The sequence below is a fragment of the Niallia sp. Marseille-Q9988 genome (genome assembly GCF_976954375.1).
This window is the reverse complement of the sequence record NZ_CDRJSZ010000004.1, coordinates 558431-575845: the sequence shown is the minus strand read 5'-3', so window position 1 is coordinate 575845 and position 17415 is coordinate 558431. Positions and strand designations below refer to the sequence as shown.

The 17415-nt window shown below is 34.8% G+C and carries 15 protein-coding genes; 4 read left to right on the top strand and 11 right to left on the bottom strand.

Going from position 1 to position 17415, the window contains the following annotated elements:
- Nucleotides 1-173: 173 nt before the first annotated feature.
- Nucleotides 174-1628, top strand: a complete 1455-nt coding sequence (gene cls / locus ACWNMZ_RS09830) for a cardiolipin synthase (protein ID WP_031539028.1) — start codon at nucleotides 174-176, stop codon at nucleotides 1626-1628.
- Nucleotides 1629-1762: 134 nt separating this feature from the next.
- On the opposite strand, the gene ACWNMZ_RS09825 is transcribed toward cls, so the two are convergent.
- The gene (locus ACWNMZ_RS09825) at nucleotides 1763-2236 is read right to left on the bottom strand and encodes an S-ribosylhomocysteine lyase (RefSeq protein WP_031539027.1); all 474 of its coding nucleotides are present in this window, start codon (nucleotides 2234-2236) and stop codon (nucleotides 1763-1765) included.
- A 192-nt stretch (nucleotides 2237-2428) separates the two neighbouring features.
- On the opposite strand from ACWNMZ_RS09825, the gene yidD reads away from it, so the two are divergent.
- A complete protein-coding gene (yidD, locus tag ACWNMZ_RS09820; RefSeq protein WP_031539026.1) occupies nucleotides 2429-2686 on the top strand; it encodes a membrane protein insertion efficiency factor YidD in 258 nt (85 codons plus the stop codon).
- Here yidD and ACWNMZ_RS09815 read toward each other — a convergent pair.
- Entirely contained in the window at nucleotides 2683-3240 is a 558-nt protein-coding gene (locus ACWNMZ_RS09815; RefSeq protein WP_031539025.1) for a beta-class carbonic anhydrase, read from the bottom strand. The two genes, yidD and ACWNMZ_RS09815, sit on opposite strands and share 4 nt — an antisense overlap.
- Before the next feature lie 277 nt (nucleotides 3241-3517).
- Here ACWNMZ_RS09815 and ACWNMZ_RS09810 point away from each other — a divergent pair, with 277 nt between their 5' ends.
- Complete coding sequence (locus tag ACWNMZ_RS09810) at nucleotides 3518-3682, top strand: DUF1540 domain-containing protein (protein ID WP_065429131.1); 165 nt, start codon at nucleotides 3518-3520, stop codon at nucleotides 3680-3682.
- Between the two features lie 61 nt (nucleotides 3683-3743).
- On the opposite strand, the gene ACWNMZ_RS09805 is transcribed toward ACWNMZ_RS09810, so the two are convergent.
- The 6 genes from ACWNMZ_RS09805 to ACWNMZ_RS09780 form a co-directional block, all read right to left on the bottom strand.
- On the bottom strand, nucleotides 3744-4946 hold the full coding sequence (locus ACWNMZ_RS09805; RefSeq protein ID WP_031539024.1) for an NAD(P)/FAD-dependent oxidoreductase: 1203 nt from the start codon (nucleotides 4944-4946) through the stop codon (nucleotides 3744-3746).
- A 31-nt stretch (nucleotides 4947-4977) separates the two neighbouring features.
- Nucleotides 4978-6450, bottom strand: coding sequence for an o-succinylbenzoate--CoA ligase (locus ACWNMZ_RS09800; RefSeq protein ID WP_449598609.1), 1473 nt, complete (start codon nucleotides 6448-6450; stop codon nucleotides 4978-4980).
- Between the two features lie 167 nt (nucleotides 6451-6617).
- Entirely contained in the window at nucleotides 6618-7436 is an 819-nt protein-coding gene (menB, locus tag ACWNMZ_RS09795) for a 1,4-dihydroxy-2-naphthoyl-CoA synthase (protein WP_031539022.1), read from the bottom strand.
- A gap of 37 nt (nucleotides 7437-7473) precedes the next feature.
- Nucleotides 7474-8280, bottom strand: coding sequence for a 2-succinyl-6-hydroxy-2,4-cyclohexadiene-1-carboxylate synthase (menH, locus tag ACWNMZ_RS09790; protein ID WP_449598608.1), 807 nt, complete (start codon nucleotides 8278-8280; stop codon nucleotides 7474-7476).
- Nucleotides 8281-8292: 12 nt separating this feature from the next.
- Nucleotides 8293-10026, bottom strand: coding sequence for a 2-succinyl-5-enolpyruvyl-6-hydroxy-3-cyclohexene-1-carboxylic-acid synthase (gene menD / locus ACWNMZ_RS09785; RefSeq protein WP_449598607.1), 1734 nt, complete (start codon nucleotides 10024-10026; stop codon nucleotides 8293-8295).
- A gap of 1 nt (nucleotide 10027) precedes the next feature.
- Complete coding sequence (locus ACWNMZ_RS09780) at nucleotides 10028-11407, bottom strand: isochorismate synthase (RefSeq protein WP_449598606.1); 1380 nt, start codon at nucleotides 11405-11407, stop codon at nucleotides 10028-10030.
- A gap of 307 nt (nucleotides 11408-11714) precedes the next feature.
- Here ACWNMZ_RS09780 and ACWNMZ_RS09775 point away from each other — a divergent pair, with 307 nt between their 5' ends.
- Nucleotides 11715-12467 carry a TraR/DksA C4-type zinc finger protein gene (locus ACWNMZ_RS09775; protein WP_449598614.1) on the top strand — a complete coding sequence of 251 codons (753 nt, stop codon included), beginning with the start codon at nucleotides 11715-11717 and terminating at the stop codon, nucleotides 12465-12467.
- A 67-nt stretch (nucleotides 12468-12534) separates the two neighbouring features.
- Here ACWNMZ_RS09775 and ACWNMZ_RS09770 read toward each other — a convergent pair whose 3' ends face one another.
- The 3 genes from ACWNMZ_RS09770 to ACWNMZ_RS09760 are packed head-to-tail and all read right to left on the bottom strand — an operon-like array spanning nucleotide 12535 to nucleotide 17406.
- Nucleotides 12535-14937: a glycogen/starch/alpha-glucan phosphorylase gene (locus ACWNMZ_RS09770; RefSeq protein ID WP_235252692.1), complete on the bottom strand. Its 2403-nt coding sequence runs from the start codon at nucleotides 14935-14937 to the stop codon at nucleotides 12535-12537.
- Complete coding sequence (glgA, locus tag ACWNMZ_RS09765; protein WP_235252693.1) at nucleotides 14927-16381, bottom strand: glycogen synthase GlgA; 1455 nt, start codon at nucleotides 16379-16381, stop codon at nucleotides 14927-14929. Before glgA ends, ACWNMZ_RS09770 begins: the two co-directional genes overlap by 11 nt.
- Nucleotides 16378-17406 (bottom strand): GlgC family sugar phosphate nucleotidyltransferase, encoded by a 1029-nt coding sequence (locus tag ACWNMZ_RS09760; protein ID WP_235252694.1) that lies wholly within the window; start codon nucleotides 17404-17406, stop codon nucleotides 16378-16380. The genes glgA and ACWNMZ_RS09760 overlap by 4 nt, the downstream gene beginning before the upstream one ends.
- Nucleotides 17407-17415 lie beyond the last annotated feature (9 nt).

The window sequence follows — 17415 nt, the reverse complement described above, 5'->3', positions numbered from 1 at the left end:
TATTCTTCTTTTTAAAAAGAAATCAAAATAGTACCAAGTTTTATCCTTATCCCCTATAATAGTACAGGATATTTCTTTAGGAACATGCACAAATATTTAGTCTTACTGGTATTACGAAGATTTTTTATGTATCGCATATAGCTGCAGTTTTAGCGAGAAAGGAAAAGAATTCGATGCACATTTATTCCATTATCTTAAGTGTCATTATTTTACTTAACATTATTTTTGCTTTTCTTGTTATCTTCTTTGAAAGAAAAGATCCTATTGCTACATGGGCATGGTTAATGGTACTTACCTTTATCCCTATCCTTGGATTTATTTTATATTTACTTTTCGGCCAAAATTTACGAAATAGAAAGTTATTTCAGTGGGATGAGCGAAAAAAACTCGGAATAGAGCCCATTTTAGCTTCCCAACTTTTACAAATAAGCTCTAACCAATTGCGCACTACGAATGAAGTAATTCGAAAAAATCAAGATTTAATTTATATGAATTTATTTAACAACGATGCCGTTCTCACAGAAAACAATGCTGTAGAAATCTTTACAGATGGGAACCAGAAATTCAAACAATTATTTACAGATATCAAAAATGCAAAAAAGTCGATCCATTTACAGTACTATATTCTTAAAAATGATGGTATTGGCTCAGATCTTATTAGCCTACTCGTTGAAAAGGCAAAAGAAGGAGTAGAAGTTCGTTTATTATATGATGAGCTCGGCTCCAGAACATTGCGTAAAAAGGTTTTCAAAGAATTGCGGGCAGCAGGTGGATTTGTTGAAGTATTTTTCCCAAGTAAATTTCATTTAGTCAATTTACGCCTAAATTATCGAAATCATAGAAAACTGGGAATTATTGATGGAAAAATTGGCTATATCGGTGGATTTAATGTTGGAGATGAATATTTAGGGCTTCATCCGAAATTTGGCTATTGGAGAGATACTCACTTACGCATAGTGGGTACAGCTGTATATGCCATTCAAACAAGATTTATTCTCGACTGGAATCAAGCCTCACATTTACATGCAATTAATTATTCACCTGACTATTTTCCAGGAAAAATTGAGGAGATTATCGGGAATATCGGCATGCAAATTGTATCAAGCGGTCCTGATTCAGAATGGGAGCAGATAAAGAATGGCTATATTAAGATGATTACTTCCGCAAAAGAAAGTGTTTATATTCAAACACCTTATTTTATTCCCGATGCAAGCTTACTGGATACATTAAGAATTGCTGCACTCTCTGGAATCGACGTAAAAATAATGATTCCTAACAAACCAGATCATATGTTTGTCTATTGGGCAACCTATTCTTATATCGGTGAAATGCTAAAAGCTGGAGCGAAAATTTATATATACGAAAATGGATTTATCCATGCTAAAACGATTTTAGTTGATCGAAAAATCGCTTCTGTTGGAACTGCCAATATTGATATGAGAAGCTTTAGACTTAATTTTGAAGTGAATGCTTTTATTTATAGTGAACAAATCGCTAATGAATTAACAGATGACTTCCTAGAAGACATGGAGTTTTCTACCCATTTAACAGCAGAACAATATTCTAAAAGATCATTATGGATTCGTTTCAAAGAATCCTTTTCACGACTCCTTAGCCCTCTTTTATAAGGAATCAAAAGAATCAATTTTGCATGAAAATGCCTACAATATATTAAAAAAGACAAAATGCCTCGAGAATGTGTCCATTCTCGGAGGCATTTGTCTACAATCTGAAAGAGAGACAGATGCCTCTCTTTTCCTACTTATGCAAATACTTGTTTTAATTCCTCTTTATCTTTGCTTAACCAAAAATTCATCAGTCTTTTCGCCCCTTCAAGATCATGAAGTTTCGCTTGACCACATTGTTTTTCATTAGCTGCAGGAATCTCAGTAATTTCTATAGCTGTCTTCATGGTTGCCTCTAATAAATCGATAATTTCATCCACCGTAGGTTCCCCACTAACAACTAGGTAATAGCCAGTCTGGCAACCCATGGGGGAGATATCAATGATATCAAAATGATTATATTTATCCACATGGGCACGTAAATTAAATGCTAATAAATGCTCTAAAGTATGAATAACGTCAGGCTTCATAGCTTGCTTATTCGGCTGACAAAAGCGAATATCATATTTATTTACAACTCCATCACTACCTACTTTGTGTACGCCACAATGTCTCACATAGGGAGCTTTTACTGCATTATGATCTAATTCAAAGCTTTCAACTGAAGGCATATAAACATCTCCTTTTATTCATGTATCTCTATTATACCTAAAAAACCGAGTAATTTCATCAACTTAATATATATAATATTTTTCCAGTAGAAATTAGTGCTATTTCTCCAAAATGATGGCTAAAAGTGAATACTTTATTCGTGTTCCACTCCATGGTATACTACTTGCAAAGAAGGAGAGGGAAATAAGCTAATGAAACATGTTTTTTTATTTATTATCCGCTTTTATAGAAAAGTAATTTCTCCATTAAAGCCACCAACCTGCCGTTTCTATCCAACATGCTCTTCCTATGGTTTAGAAGCCATACAAAAATTTGGCGCTTTTAAAGGAGGGTACTTAACAATCAAACGAATTCTTAAATGCCATCCCTTTCATCCTGGTGGGGTAGATCCAGTGCCTGATGAATGGAAGTGCAAAAATCATACCCATCCACCAAAAGAAAATAATTAATATCCATCAACAATTAAATCTAATTTTCCCGTTTTTGGATCAATAACTAATCCGTGTACTGGAACTCCATTTGGTAGTAAAGGATGTTTTTTTATCATATCTACACTATGTGAAACACTATCCTCTACTGAATCAAATCCGGTTAACCATTTTTCAAGGTTTATTCCAGAATGCTGCAATGTAGCGAATGTATCATCCGCAATGCCTCTTTCTTTCATTTTTTCCATCATACTGTCAGCGTGTAGTGCACTCATTCCACAATCATGGTGTCCTATCACCACTACTTCATCCGCTTGTAACTCATACACTGCAACTAAAATACTGCGCATGATGCTACCAAATGGATGAACAACTACAGCACCTGCATTTTTGATAATTTTTACATCCCCATTAGAAAGATTTAATGCTTGTGGTAATAGCTCTAAAAGTCTTGTGTCCATACAAGTTAAGATTACCATTTTTTTATTTGGAAATTTGCCCGTTATAAATTTTTCATATTTTTGTTCCCTAACAAACTCCTCGTTATACACTAAAATATTTTCTAATAAACTCACTTTAAGCACTCCTTAAAAAAATCATTCATTATAAAAAATAAAAACAGCTACTTTTTCAAAATAGGAAAAATATTCTCCCTATTAATAGTAATGAAAATTCATATAATATACAAATTTGAAATCTTTGTTCCTTCAAATTCTGGCTTTTCTTAAAAATTGTTCTAGGTATGTATCTCCTCCCTCCTTCTAATACTAATATGTAATGAGATCTTAATCTGTCTCATTGATAGGAATGAAATCCTTGTGAAAAAAACTTATTAATAAGGAGTGATACCCTATGGCAAAAGATGTACTTTGTGAAGTAAGTAACTGTACTTATTGGGAAAAAGGAAATCATTGTGGTGCTGATCAAATTTATGTAGTAAGTAATGTTGGGAAACACGCGGATACAAGTTATGAAACAGACTGTAAAACTTTTGAGCCTGAAACAAGCTTAAGCTAAATAGTTAAAAAACGCAAAAAAGAATCCCGTAGAAGTTTTATCACTTTTTCGGGATTCTTTTTTATCTATCCAATCGTACTAAATCTGCATCTTGGTGTACCCCTTTTGTGATTAAATCCTTTATTATCGTAGAACCAAAGGAACTGTAAACCGTGCCATTTCCACCGAATCCTAAACAATAATAGACGTTTTTACTATTGGGTACTTCTCCAATAAAAGGGATTCCATCCTTTGATTCTCCAAACGTAGCACCATAAGTATAGTCAGCTTTTAGTTGGATTTGTGGAAAATGTTCCTTAATACGAGCCAATAATTTATGACCATATGCCTCTAATATCTTCGGATCACTCGGTGCCTCCATTGTTTCTTCATCTAAACCACCAGCAACAATTCTTCCATCAAAAGTCGTTCTCATATAGAAATAGGGACGCTTCGTTTCCCAAATAAGGCACCTATCCTCCCATTGATGAAACGAGGGAATTGGATTCGTAACCGTTACATAAGTTCTATTTAATTCCGTTGCCATATTTCGTGTATAATTATCCAATTCATAACCTGTTGCATAAACAACATGCTTTGCCCGAATATTTGCGGTTTCACTTTTATACAGCCAGTAGCCATCTTGAAAATGTACCTTTTCGACTTCAGTATTTTCGAACACTTGAATATTATTACATTTCGAAGCCTCTTTTACTAAAGATACAACAAGCCTATGAGGATTTACTTCTGCGTCCCCACTTGTGCGAATTGCTACATGTTTTCTAAACCCATACGTTTTATAAATCATTTCCGCATCTAAAAATTCTACAGGAAAATCATATTTCTTGAGCATTTCATATTCGTTTTTAATGGATTGGACATCAGCTTCTGTACTTGCATAATATAAGCTTTGCCTATTCTCAAATTGAATGTCAGCCTTTAGGGATGACGCTATTTCTTTCAATTCCTCCATTCCCTTCAAGCACAATCGGTAAAAGCGAACTGCATCTTTCTCCCCTATGTTTTCAGCAAAGGAATGTAGCATTTTATCATTACAGTATTGTAATAAGCCAGTGTTAGCAGCAGAACTGCCATCCCCTACTTGATCTTTCTCCACTAGAATAACTTTAAGTGGTTCCTTCGCTAGTTTATATGTTAACAAAGCACCTGACATACCTGCCCCAATAATTAGAACATCACATGACATGTCTTCACTCAGCTTTGGATAAACTGGTTTATTCCCCAAAGTTGTCGGCCAATATAATGATCCATGGTATAAGCTCACAAACCAACACTTCTTTCTTTCTATTTTTCAATTAGAAATCCTTTTGCTCTTCTACCCATTCTCTTAAGTTCCTTCGAACAATTTTTCCGGATGCATTTCGTGGAAGTTCTGAAACAAAAAAAACTCTTTTCGGAATTTTATATTTTGCTAATGATTTCTCGCAGTTTTTCATTATGGATTTCTCGGAAAGAACACTTCCATCTACTACAACAAAAGCAACAGGAACCTGCCCCCATTGATTATCTGGAATGCCAATTACTGCAGCCTCTTTAATTCCTTCCATTTCAGACAATACCGCTTCTACTTCTGCAGGATACACATTTTCTCCACCAGAAATAATTAAGTCAGATCTTCTATCTAACACATAGAGAAATCCTTCAGAATCTATATACCCAATATCACCTGTAAAAAACCAGCCATCTTTTAAATGATTTTCTTTGTTTAAATAGCCTTGTGATACATTTGGCCCACATACTTTTATTTCTCCTACCTCATTTGGTCCTAATACTTCTCCTAGGTCGTTTACAATCTTTAATTGAGCAGGGAATAGCGCTTTTCCAGCGGAGCCTATTTTTCTAATACTGTCCTCAGGTGATAAAGTGACAATTTGGGAAGAAGTTTCCGTCATGCCATAGGAGTAATAGACGCGTATTCCTTTATTAATACATCTTGTAATCAATTCAACAGTGGCAGGTCCTCCACCTAAAAGCATATAGCGGAAATAAGCTGGAAACTTTTCATTAGTAGCTTGTTCTATTCGCTCTAGCATTGTTGTTACTACAGACACGATGGTAACTCTTTCTTCCCGTATATCTTGCAGGACTTTGTGTTCATTAAATCCATCGTGCAAAACAATTTTCATTCCATAAATAACACTTCTCATTAAAATAGAAAATCCGCTAATATGGAATAAAGGAACGGCACATAACCAAGTTTCCTTTTCATATAAACCAGCATTCAACGTATTTCCTATTGCACTCCACCAATGATTGCCGTAAGATTGTATCACTCCTTTTGGGAGACCAGTTGTTCCTGATGTATACATGATTGTGCATGTATCAGCTAATGAAAACTGCTCTTTTTCAATTGGTTCTATGTATGAACGATCTTCTATTCCCTCTTTGTAATAAACAGAGATTTTCAGCTCTTCTGCTAATTGTCGCGCAGTCTCTTGAAAATGATCTTCTGTTATTAAAAAGGTGGCATTAGCATCACTTAATTGAAAAGTCATTTCATTTGCTGTTAAGCGATTGTTAAGAAGAACTGCCTTTGCTCCAATAATTTGCATGGCAAATAAGTGAAGGACGGTTTCTAAATCACTTTTTATAAGAAATCCTACATAATCTGTGTCTTTTACTCCAAAGGCTGTCAGTAACCCTGCACGGTAATAGGCCTTCTCATATAATTCTTTAAACGTTAGACTTTCCTTATTAAAAACAATCGCCTCTCTATCTGGGGTTAAAAGTGCTCTATTTTTAATAAAATTAGGAAGTATTTCTGTCATGACCCTATTAATCCTCTTTTCTATACAACAAAGGTGACACATCATTAGCATGTCCCTAAAATCACATTTGCTAAATACGAGTGTCACCCTTTGATATTATTTAAATAGATTGTAAATCAACAACTATTTCCATTTTTGATTTTACGTTATTAATTAACTCTTTCCTATTAAGGAAAACGTGGGAATTGTCCAAAATCAGGATTGCGTTTTTCCTTGAAGGAGTCACGTCCTTCTTTTGCTTCATCTGTTGTATAGTATAGAAGGGTTGCATCTCCTGCAAATTGCTGAATACCAGCTAAACCATCTGTATCCGCGTTAAAGGCAGCTTTTAAGAAACGAAGTGCAGTGGGACTCTTTTCTAAAATCTCTTCACACCATTGAATCGTTTCTTCCTCTACTTTTTCTAACGGTACAACTGTATTTACCAATCCCATATCTAATGCCTCTTGTGCATTATATTGACGACATAAGAACCAAATTTCTCTTGCCTTTTTATGACCAACAATTCTTGCTAAATAGCCAGACCCATAACCAGCATCAAAGCTTCCTACCTTCGGACCAGTCTGTCCAAAAATTGCGTTATCCGCAGCAATTGTTAAGTCACAAACAATATGAAGCACATGGCCTCCACCAATCGCATAGCCTTTTACCATTGCAATTACAGGCTTTGGAATGACTCTAATTAGACGCTGTAAGTCAAGGACGTTTAAACGTGGAATTTGATCCTCACCTACATATCCGCCATGTCCTCTTACCTTTTGGTCTCCACCAGAACAGAAAGCTTTATCACCTGCTCCTGTTAAAATAATTACACCAACATTGCTGTCATCTCTTGCCATTGCAAACGCGTCAATTAATTCACTTACCGTTCTTGGTGTGAAAGCATTATGTACATGTGGTCTATTAATCGTAATTTTGGCAATCCCATTATATGTTTCATAAATGATTTCTTCATATTGTCTGCCAGCTACCCATTCTACCGCCATCATTTTTTCCTCCTTTTCACAGGGCTGAACCTTTATGTCAGCTCCTTAAAAACTCCATTACTATTGTACCAAAAATCTCAGGTTTCTCCACATGAATTGCATGTCCTGCATTATTTACATTCAAATGGCGTATATTCTTATTTTTTTTGACCATTTCTTCCGCAATTTGATAAAACTTTCGATCTAGTTCTCCTGTTATTAAAAGTGTATCAATCGAAAGCCTAGAAATTCTGGACCAATAAGAGCTTTGTGCTCCTGTCCCCATTCCTTTTAAACTATTCGCTAATCCAATGGGATTATTAGCAAGCCGTTGATTTCTTATAGCCCGCTTAATAGTTGGATCTAGTCGCTCCTGACTTTTAAACAAAGGAATCTTCTCCCATTTATTTACGAAATGGATAATCCCCTGTTCAAGGATAGAGTCTCCTAGTTTTTCATCCTGTATTCGTCTTTGTTTTCTCTCCAATTCCGTTTGTAAGCCAGGAGAGGCGCTTTCAAGAATAAGCTTTTTTATGGTTTCAGGATATTCGCTGCAATACGCAAGTGCCAACCGTCCACCCATGGAATAGCCTAATATATGAACAGGAGCTAGACGAAGATAATCAATCACAGCTTTTATATGTGCAACACTTTCCTTCATTGCATACTTTTCTCCTTCTTCCGGTGAATCGGTTTTTCCATGACCAATAATATCTACTGCTATTACCTTGTAGCTTTTCTTCCATAACGGAATAAATGGGAACCATGTTCCGCTATCTCCAGTAAATCCATGTAATAATAATAGAGGTTCTCCATCTCCCTCAATAGTTATATGATAGTTTATATTCTTTATTTGGATAAACATATACTTCACCTTTTAGCCCAGCTGATTTAAAATCTTTTGAATCCTATCTGTCATTTGCCGATGCTCTATTAGATTTTTCTCTCGATTTGTCCGCAGCTCCCAAACTCTCATACCTTCTTCAAAATTACTATGCTGAAATTGTGTCTCTAACCCTTGCCAACTTTCAATAAGTTTATACTGTCCCTTATACATTTCAACAGCATGCTTAAAATCAATACCTAAAGGAGTCCCAAAAAGCAGTTCAAAATGTCTTGGAAGATTTATCTGTGGCAAAAACGAAAAGATTCCGCCTCCATTATTATTTATCAATAGCACAGTTATCGGGAGCTTATACAAATGAGATAATACTAAACCATTTAAATCATGGAAAAATGTTAAGTCCCCAACAATTAAAAATAATGGTTGTTTAATGACTCCAACTCCAAGAGCTGTAGAAATTGTCCCATCGATTCCATTAGCTCCTCTATTTGCGATAATAGTAACTTTTTTATTTTGTTTATGAAAAAAAGTATCTAAATCTCGAATAGGCATACTATTTCCAACAAATAACACCGCATCATTCGGAATCATTTCACCCAAGCTATGAAAGAGTTTTGCTTCACTTATTTCTTGAATTTCCGCTGTTTGCATTAATTCCTTTTTTGTGAGTTCATTAATATCTATCCATATATTTAAATAGTGATTTATTGAGCAATGAGATATAAATGATGCAAGCTTTTCACAAAAATACCCTTCTTCACAATAAACCATATCTGTTGTCAGTTGATTAGGATCTCGATAGCCGATGCCACCATCTACAACTATCTGTTTTGCTTTTTCATTTTCGCGTAAGAAAATAGTTAATGGCTTTGAGATAGGCATACTGCCAAAGCGTATTATCACATCTGGCTTTAGTAGAGATTTTACCTTTTCATTTCTTAAAAAAGTATCATATGTGTCAATAATGCTATTCGTTCCTGCACTATTACTCCGCAGTTGAGAGAGAGGATCAGCAATGATTGGGAAACCAGTCTTTTCAGCCAATTGTATTACCTTTGCTGAAAAATCTTCTTTATCTATCTCTCCGCATATTATAATCCCTTTCCCATCAAGACTAGCTGCTAATTCCAGAAAATAAGCATCATTCATTCTAAAGTCACCTATATCCATTCGAATAGCAGGCTTTTCTTTTTCGTTTAATTGATAACTGTCTAAATTATCTAAGTCAGGAATTAACGGCTCCCGTAATGGTATATTTACATGTACTGGACCACTTGGTTGTTGTTTTGCCATCGAAACTGCTCTAGCTCCTACTGTTTTAGCATATCGAATCATTCCTGGACTATTATCAGGTGTGGACATTTCCATAAACCATTTTACATGCTTCCCATAAAGGTCTAGCTGATCAATCGCTTGAGGTGCACCTACATCTCTTAACTCATGCGGACGATCTGCCGTAAGTACTATTAACGGAATTCGAGATATTTTCGCCTCTACGATAGCAGGAAAATAATTAGCCGCAGCTGTTCCCGATGTACATACTAATACAGTTGGTTTTTTGGATGCTTTCGCTATTCCTAATGCAAAAAAAGCAGCTGATCGTTCATCAACATGAATATGCAGATTTATATCTTCCTGTTCTGCAAGCAACAGACTAATTGGTGTAGATCTAGAACCAGGGCTTATTACAGCATGTTCTACACCACTCTTTCCTAATTCAGCTATTAGTGCATGCAAATAGGCTGTTAATTGTTGTTGATGATTCATTTTATTTTCCTCCTAACGCTGTAAGCATTGGCTTAAATTTGATAGCTGTTTCCGTATACTCTAATTCAGGATCAGAGTCAGCAACAATACCACATCCAGCAAAGATTGTAGCACTGTTTCCATGTAATAATCCAGAACGGATACTGACAGCAAACTCACCATTTCCCTCATAATCAAGCCAGCCTATCGGAGCACCGTAAAGCCCTCTATCCAATCCCTCCACTTCTCTTATAACCTCTAAAGCTTCATCACGTGGAAAACCACCGAGAGCTGGAGTAGGATGCAATAATCGAATTAATGAAATTAAAGATTCTGTTTCCTTTACTTTGCCACTAACGGGCGTATAAAGATGTTGAATATCTCTCATTTTCATGATTTGCGGATTTGCCGGGATTTCTACAGTCGTACAAACTTCCTCCATGGCATTCTTAATCATTTTAACAACATAATTATGTTCTTCTCTATTTTTCGAATCAGATAGCAGCTCTTCAGCCAATGCACTATCTTCTACTTCATTATTGCCTCTAGAAATAGAACCAGCCAGACATGTTGAAAATACGGTATCTCCTGCTTTTTTAACCAATCGTTCAGGTGATGCCCCAGTAAAGCATTTATCATGAGCTTCTAAAGCAAAAATATATCCGTTGCTTTGCTGTTGTATTAAATTTCTTAGAACGGATTCTGTCACTATATCTTTTGTAAAATTCACTTTACTAGCTCGAGCTAATACTACTTTTTTTAGATTCCCGTCTAACTTTCTAATTACCTTATCAACCGTTACTTTCCATTTTTCACGATCAACTTCCATTACTTTCTGTATGGAAGGTAAAGAAACGGGAGTATATTCCTCTATTCTTTTTGGCAACGCAAAAGATTGTTTCCTCAATACTTCTTTTGCATATTCTATTTTATCTGAATGAATCAATATATTAATTGTAATAAATTGATTTCCATCAATTTCACTTAACATAAACTGTGGCACATAAAAATGAGCTTCTGAGAAGCCATCCCATAGTTCTGTTTTTTCTTTTAATGGATCAAAGGCAAAGCCTCCTAAAAGCACTGGACCGATTCCAATATGATTGAATTCATTATACACTATTGCTTTTTCTAGGAGACTCTTCCATCTCTTCTCTACATGAGAATAGGAGCTTTCCCCTAAAGAACTTTCAATCTTTTCACAAATGCCAATTCCTACAATTATGTTTTTTCCAGAAGGGTCCTTCCAAAAAAAACGTTTTCCTTTATAAGCATGGTATTTAGAAAAAAAATCGAGAATATTCATTTTTTCTTCTACCATTTTTACTTCACTTACTAATATCGTAGGAGAAACACTATCCCTTATTTCTGTTTGTACCATTGTTCCTCTTCTATCATTCATCCCTTTGTGAATCCCCCTAAAACAAATCAAGAATTAGCTTCTTGCTTATATTGGTTCAAAGATATACGCTCATTCATTATTTTAGCATATTTTACGATACACCTGTCCTTTATATTATGTCAATCATAGTGAATTCTTAATGCCATTTCCAAATTTTAATTATTTATAGAAAAGAGGCATATTCTTTTTAGATAGGTTTGATATCGATAAAATAGGGAAATTTATGAACAACATCTTACCGTTTTAATCATGCTCCATTCGCTTATACTACTGTTATTACAATTGCATGGATAAGGATGTGTTTAACTTGTTATCAAAAGAACAAATAAATCACTTGAAACAAAATCTTGAAGAAAGAAAAGCGGAGATTTTAAACCGAATTGATGATAATGTAAGTGGGGATAGTGCACGAGAATCTGTTGGCGAATTATCTAATTACGATAACCATCCGGGAGATATGGGAACTGAGTTATATGAAAGAGAGAAGGATTTAGCTCTAGAACAGCATGATCAATCTGAATTAGATAAAATAAATAATGCTTTAAAGGCAATGGAAGATGGATCATATGGAATTTGTACAGTATCAGGGAAAGAAATTCCTTATGAAAGATTAGAAGCAATTCCAACTGCACTAACTCTTAAGGAATATAGCGACGAACAATTTATTGCTTCTGATCGCCCAGTCGAGGAGGATATGCTTGAATTTGCTCATGGAAATCAGTATCGTCACTATGATACTGGTGCTGTCAGAGACTATGAAGATAGTTTTCAGGAAGTTGCTCGTTATGGCACTTCTGAGACACCTTCTGATTTAAGAGGAGATTTTGAAGATTATGATAGTCTTTACGATCGAAAAAGTGATGACGAAGGTTTTACAGAGGACTATGAAACATTTGTAGGAACAAATATCGATGGATCGGAACGGACTGTTTATCGTTCTAAAGCACACGAAAAATATGAACAAGCATTAGATAAGGAAGGAATTGAAGCTCCTTTTGGCGATGTTCCCTACCACGAGACAGATGGATACACAGAAGATAAGGAGGAAGAAGAGGAATAGTCCTTTTCCTCTTTCCTGTATTCAAGCAGAGAGTATAAAGGAGATTCAGAAGAATCTCCTTTATACATTACGAATATGGTTTTATATTCCAAATTTCATCTGCATATTGTTTTATTGTTCGATCACTTGAAAAATGCCCTGACATCGCTATATTCACAATACTTTTTTGCAGCCAGTCTTGCTTATTCTTAAATGCTTGATTGACCTCTTCATGAACTTTTGCATAAGAATGAAAATCTTTTAATACAAAAAACTGATCATTCTCTATAAGCAAAGAATCAAAAATCGGATCAAATTCATTAGATGGATGATCATAGAAACCATTTTTCAATTGATTGACCACTGCATGGATTCTATCGTCATGATAATAGTACTCCCGAGAGCTATAGCCACCATTTTGATATAATTCTAACACTTGATCGGAATTCATTCCAAAGATAAATATATTATCGTCTCCTACTAAATCATGCATTTCAATATTTGCTCCATCTAGCGTGCCAACAGTTAGCGCACCATTCATCATAAATTTCATATTTCCGGTGCCAGAAGCTTCTTTACTCGCTGTTGAAATTTGTTCACTAATATCTGCAGCAGGAAAAATGTGTTCGGCTAAAGAAACCCGATAATTCTCCAAAAAAACAACCTTTAATTTATTTTGAATTCTTTTATCATTATTAACCTTTTGGGCAACAGAGTTAATTAACTTGATTATTTTTTTTGCATAATAATAACCAGGTGAAGCTTTTGCTCCAAATATAAATGTTCTCGGCTCCATCTCAATAGATGGATCTTCCCTCAGCTTGTTATATAGAGACATGATGTGCAGAATATTTAGTAATTGCCTCTTATATGCATGCAATCTTTTTACTTGAACATCGAAAATAGACGAAGGATCTACAAGAATACCATTTTTGTCCTTAATTATCTTCGCAAGTATCTCCTTATTAGTTTGCTTTATTGCTGCAAGATTTTCTTTGAAATTTCCATCCTCTTGATAAGACAGTAATTCTCTTAATTGTGCTGGCTCGTCAATCCATTTATCACCAATTGTTTGAGAAATTAAGTTGGCAAGCTTGGGATTGGCTTTTATTAACCATCTTCTATGTGTGATTCCATTCGTTTTATTATTAAATTTTTCTGGATAAAATGCATAGAAATTAGCCATTTCTCGTTTCTTTAAAATTTCTGTGTGAATTTCTGCCACTCCATTAACGCTATGACTGCCGACTAATGCTAAATGTGCCATCTTAATCATGCCATCTGCAATTATTGCCATTTTCTCAATTTTCGGAAAATCACCAGTGTACTTATCCCATAAATCTTTGCAAAAACGCTCATTTATTTCATCAATTATCATATAAATCCTTGGTAATAAGGGCTGAAAAATATAGATTGGCCATTGCTCTAATGCTTCAGATAATGTGGTATGATTAGTGTAAGAGATAGTTTTTGTAGTTATATTCCACGCTTCATCCCATCCTAATCCCTCTTGATCCATTAATATTCTCATTAACTCTGGGATTGCTAATACTGGATGAGTATCATTTACATGAATACTTATATAGTTATGTATTTCACGAATATTTTTATGATGCTGCTTATAATTACGAACAATGGATTGAAGGCTTGCAGATACTAGAAAATATTGTTGCTTTAATCGCAAAATTTTCCCTTCATCATTGGAATCATCTGGATATAAAAAACCCGATATCGATTCTGTTTCCCGTTTATATCGCATAATGTCTTTAACATCTTTTGCAATTAAGGAAGACGGTTCTGCATTCCAAAGCCTCAAGGTATTTACCGTTGTTGTATGGTAGCCTATTACTGGTACATCATGTGGAACTGCTGTTACAGTTTCGGCATTTAAATGTCGAAACTGTAACTTTCCATCCTTCCTATACATATCAATATTTCCCCAGAAATAAATATCTACTGCTAAATCTTCCTTTCTAACTTCCCATACCTGTCCTTGCTTTAGCCATTGTTCTGGCAACTCAATTTGATATCCATCGACAATTCGCTGTTCGAATAATCCATGCTTATATCGGATACCACAGCCATGTCCTGGTAAGTTCAATGTAGCAAGAGAATCCAAGAAACAAGCAGCAAGTCTTCCTAGCCCTCCATTTCCAAGACCTGCATCATGTTCAATATCTTCCACTTCAAAAAAATCAATCCCAAGTTCCGCCAATCCGTCTATTACTACTTGATCAATACCTAAATTAACTAAATTATTATGAAGTAATCGTCCTAATAAAAACTCAATCGAAAGATAATAAACCTCTTTCCCGCCACTTTTCCGACTTTGCTCATTTGTCTGAATCCAATTCGAGCTCACATACTCTCTAATCATGTGACCTAATGTTTGAAAATGATCACTACTTGTTGTATCTTCAAAGGTTTTTCCATAAGTCATTTCAAGCCTTTGTAAAAAATACTTTTTAAATCGTTCCTTATTAGAAAACATGGGATTCACTCCTCGAGATAAGCTCTGCATATAATTGATTATATTTAAATGCAGATTGAGCCCAGCTATTATCCATTGACATTGCATTTTTCATTAGTTTATGCCATACTTCTTTATCTTCTTTATAAAAATGAATACCTCTTCTAATTGTATAAAGCATATCATGTGCATTAAAATTGGAGAAACTAAATCCATTCCCCTCTTTAGCCACTTCATTATAAGAGAACACTGTGTCATTAAGTCCACCTGTCTCTCTAACAATTGGGATATTACCATATCTCAAAGCTATTAACTGACCTAAGCCACAAGGTTCGAACTTAGAGGGCATTAGAAATAAATCTGCACCTGCATATATTTGATGAGCTAAGTTTTCATCAAATCCAATATATGCTTTACATTTGTCTGAATACATATCTTCCATTTCACGAAAGAAATTCTCAAACTCCGGATCGCCTGTTCCTAAAACTAAAAACTGTACTTCTTCTTCCATCATTTCGTGAAATACATGTCTAACTAGTTCTAGTCCCTTTTGACTGGTTAATCTTGATATCATACAAATAATTGGAATATCCGGATTTTCTTTTAATCCAAATTTTTGCTGAATAAATCTTTTGTTTTCTTGTTTTTTCTCTAAAGAAGTAACGGTATAGTTAGCAGCTATCATAGAATCTGTTTCCGGATTGTATGTTTCTTCATCAATACCATTAATAATACCGTATAAATCTGACTCTCTCTGCTTTAATACATTATTCAGCTTCTCTCCATAATATTCTGTTTGTATTTCGTTTTTATATGTAGGACTTACTGTTGTAATCTTATCGGCAGAGATAAGTCCTCCCTTCATTAAATTTACGTTTCCATAGAATTCTAGATTTTCTGTTGTAAAATAATAATCATTTACATTAAATAAATCACCAAGTACCTCTCTTGGTAATATTCCTTGAAACTGAAGATTATGTATGGTAAAAACAGTCTTAATATCGCTATACTCTTTTCTCCATTTATAGTCCACATTCAATAAGAAAGGAATCATTGCTGTATGCCAATCGTGGCAATGAATGATATCTGGAAAATCGGCTAAAAATGGTAAACTTTCTAATACAGCTCGATTAAAGAATGCATAACGCTCCCCATCATCCCCATAGCCATATAAGCCACTTCTCTTAAAATACCACTCATTATCAATAAAATAAAAAGTGATACCGTCTACTTCTAATTCTTCTATTCCACAATACTGATTTCGCCAGCCTACTGGCACATAGAAATATCTTTTCTTCTCTATGTTGGCAAGTAAATGGGCAGGGATATCTTGATATTTTGGCATAATTACTGCTACATCTGTTCCTTGTTTTTTTAATTCCTTTGGAAGAGAACCAGCTACATCTGCCAGTCCTCCTGATTTTATAAATGGTACACATTCTGAAACTGCAAATAATACTCTCACGAATTCATCAACGCTCCTTGCACGGTTCCTTTTCTTACTACAAAAGGAGAAGTAGCAGTACCTGTCATCACTGTACCACTTTCAACTGTAACATCCTTATCTAGAATCACTGAGTCCAAATGACAATTTTCTCCAATTGTGCATTTTTGCATAATAATACAATTCTTTAAACTAGAACCTTTTCCAACTTTCACAGCTCTAGAAATAATACTGTTGGTAATATCGCCTTCAATAACACATCCATTTGCTATCATTGAGTTTTTTACTTCACCCGTACTTGTATAGCGAGTAGGTGGCTCATCTTTCACCTTAGTAAATATTGGTCTCTCTTTTATAAAAAGCTGATTCCATACTTTAGATTTTAAAATATCCTTGCTTACATGATAATAACTAGATATAGAATTTATTTTTTCGGCATAGCCGTTATATTCATATTCACATATTTTTAACTGGTTATTAATATCTATTACTACATCTTTCATACATGTATAACCCTTATCATCCCTTGAATGTATTAATTCAATTAGCTTTGATTTCTTGATTAGATATATTTCTAGGGAACTTCCATTATTGGTAATCTCCGTTATATCACAGCCAGAATCGAGATGACGTTCTAGTACAGGAGTAAAATTCATATTAAAAACGGTAAAGCAATTCGCAACTAATGCATATTCTTGCTTGCTTCTCTGAAAATAATCCATATTTGCTGAAAAATGATTAAAAGAACCTATACCACTAGTATTGGCATCATCCATTGATGCAGGAAAGAAAAATAAACCATCTCTTTTTCTATCTAAGTCCCAGTTTTTCCCCGATCCCAAGTGATCCATTAAAGAGCGGTACTGATACTTTGGAAAAATAGCAACACTTCCTATTCCAGAGTTCACCATATTGGAAAGAACAAAATCAATTAAACGATATCGTCCACCAATTGGAAGTGCAGCTAGTGTACGATGAGCAGTTAACTCTTCTAAATCTTCCATATGTGTTGTTGCATCAATTATGCCCAGCATTGATCTTATCATCTTAATCCC

Coding starts and splice junctions, on each gene's coding strand:
- cls (WP_031539028.1), top strand. CDS start 174: ATGCACATTTATTCCATTATCTTAAGTGTCATTATTTTACTTAACATT.
- ACWNMZ_RS09825 (WP_031539027.1), bottom strand. CDS start 2,236: ATGCCTTCAGTTGAAAGCTTTGAATTAGATCATAATGCAGTAAAAGCT.
- yidD (WP_031539026.1), top strand. CDS start 2,429: ATGAAACATGTTTTTTTATTTATTATCCGCTTTTATAGAAAAGTAATT.
- ACWNMZ_RS09810 (WP_065429131.1), top strand. CDS start 3,518: ATGGCAAAAGATGTACTTTGTGAAGTAAGTAACTGTACTTATTGGGAA.
- ACWNMZ_RS09800 (WP_449598609.1), bottom strand. CDS start 6,450: ATGACAGAAATACTTCCTAATTTTATTAAAAATAGAGCACTTTTAACC.
- menB (WP_031539022.1), bottom strand. CDS start 7,436: ATGGCGGTAGAATGGGTAGCTGGCAGACAATATGAAGAAATCATTTAT.
- menH (WP_449598608.1), bottom strand. CDS start 8,280: ATGTTTATCCAAATAAAGAATATAAACTATCATATAACTATTGAGGGA.
- menD (WP_449598607.1), bottom strand. CDS start 10,026: ATGAATCATCAACAACAATTAACAGCCTATTTGCATGCACTAATAGCT.
- ACWNMZ_RS09780 (WP_449598606.1), bottom strand. CDS start 11,407: ATGAATGATAGAAGAGGAACAATGGTACAAACAGAAATAAGGGATAGT.
- ACWNMZ_RS09770 (WP_235252692.1), bottom strand. CDS start 14,937: ATGTTTTCTAATAAGGAACGATTTAAAAAGTATTTTTTACAAAGGCTT.
- ACWNMZ_RS09760 (WP_235252694.1), bottom strand. CDS start 17,406: ATGATAAGATCAATGCTGGGCATAATTGATGCAACAACACATATGGAA.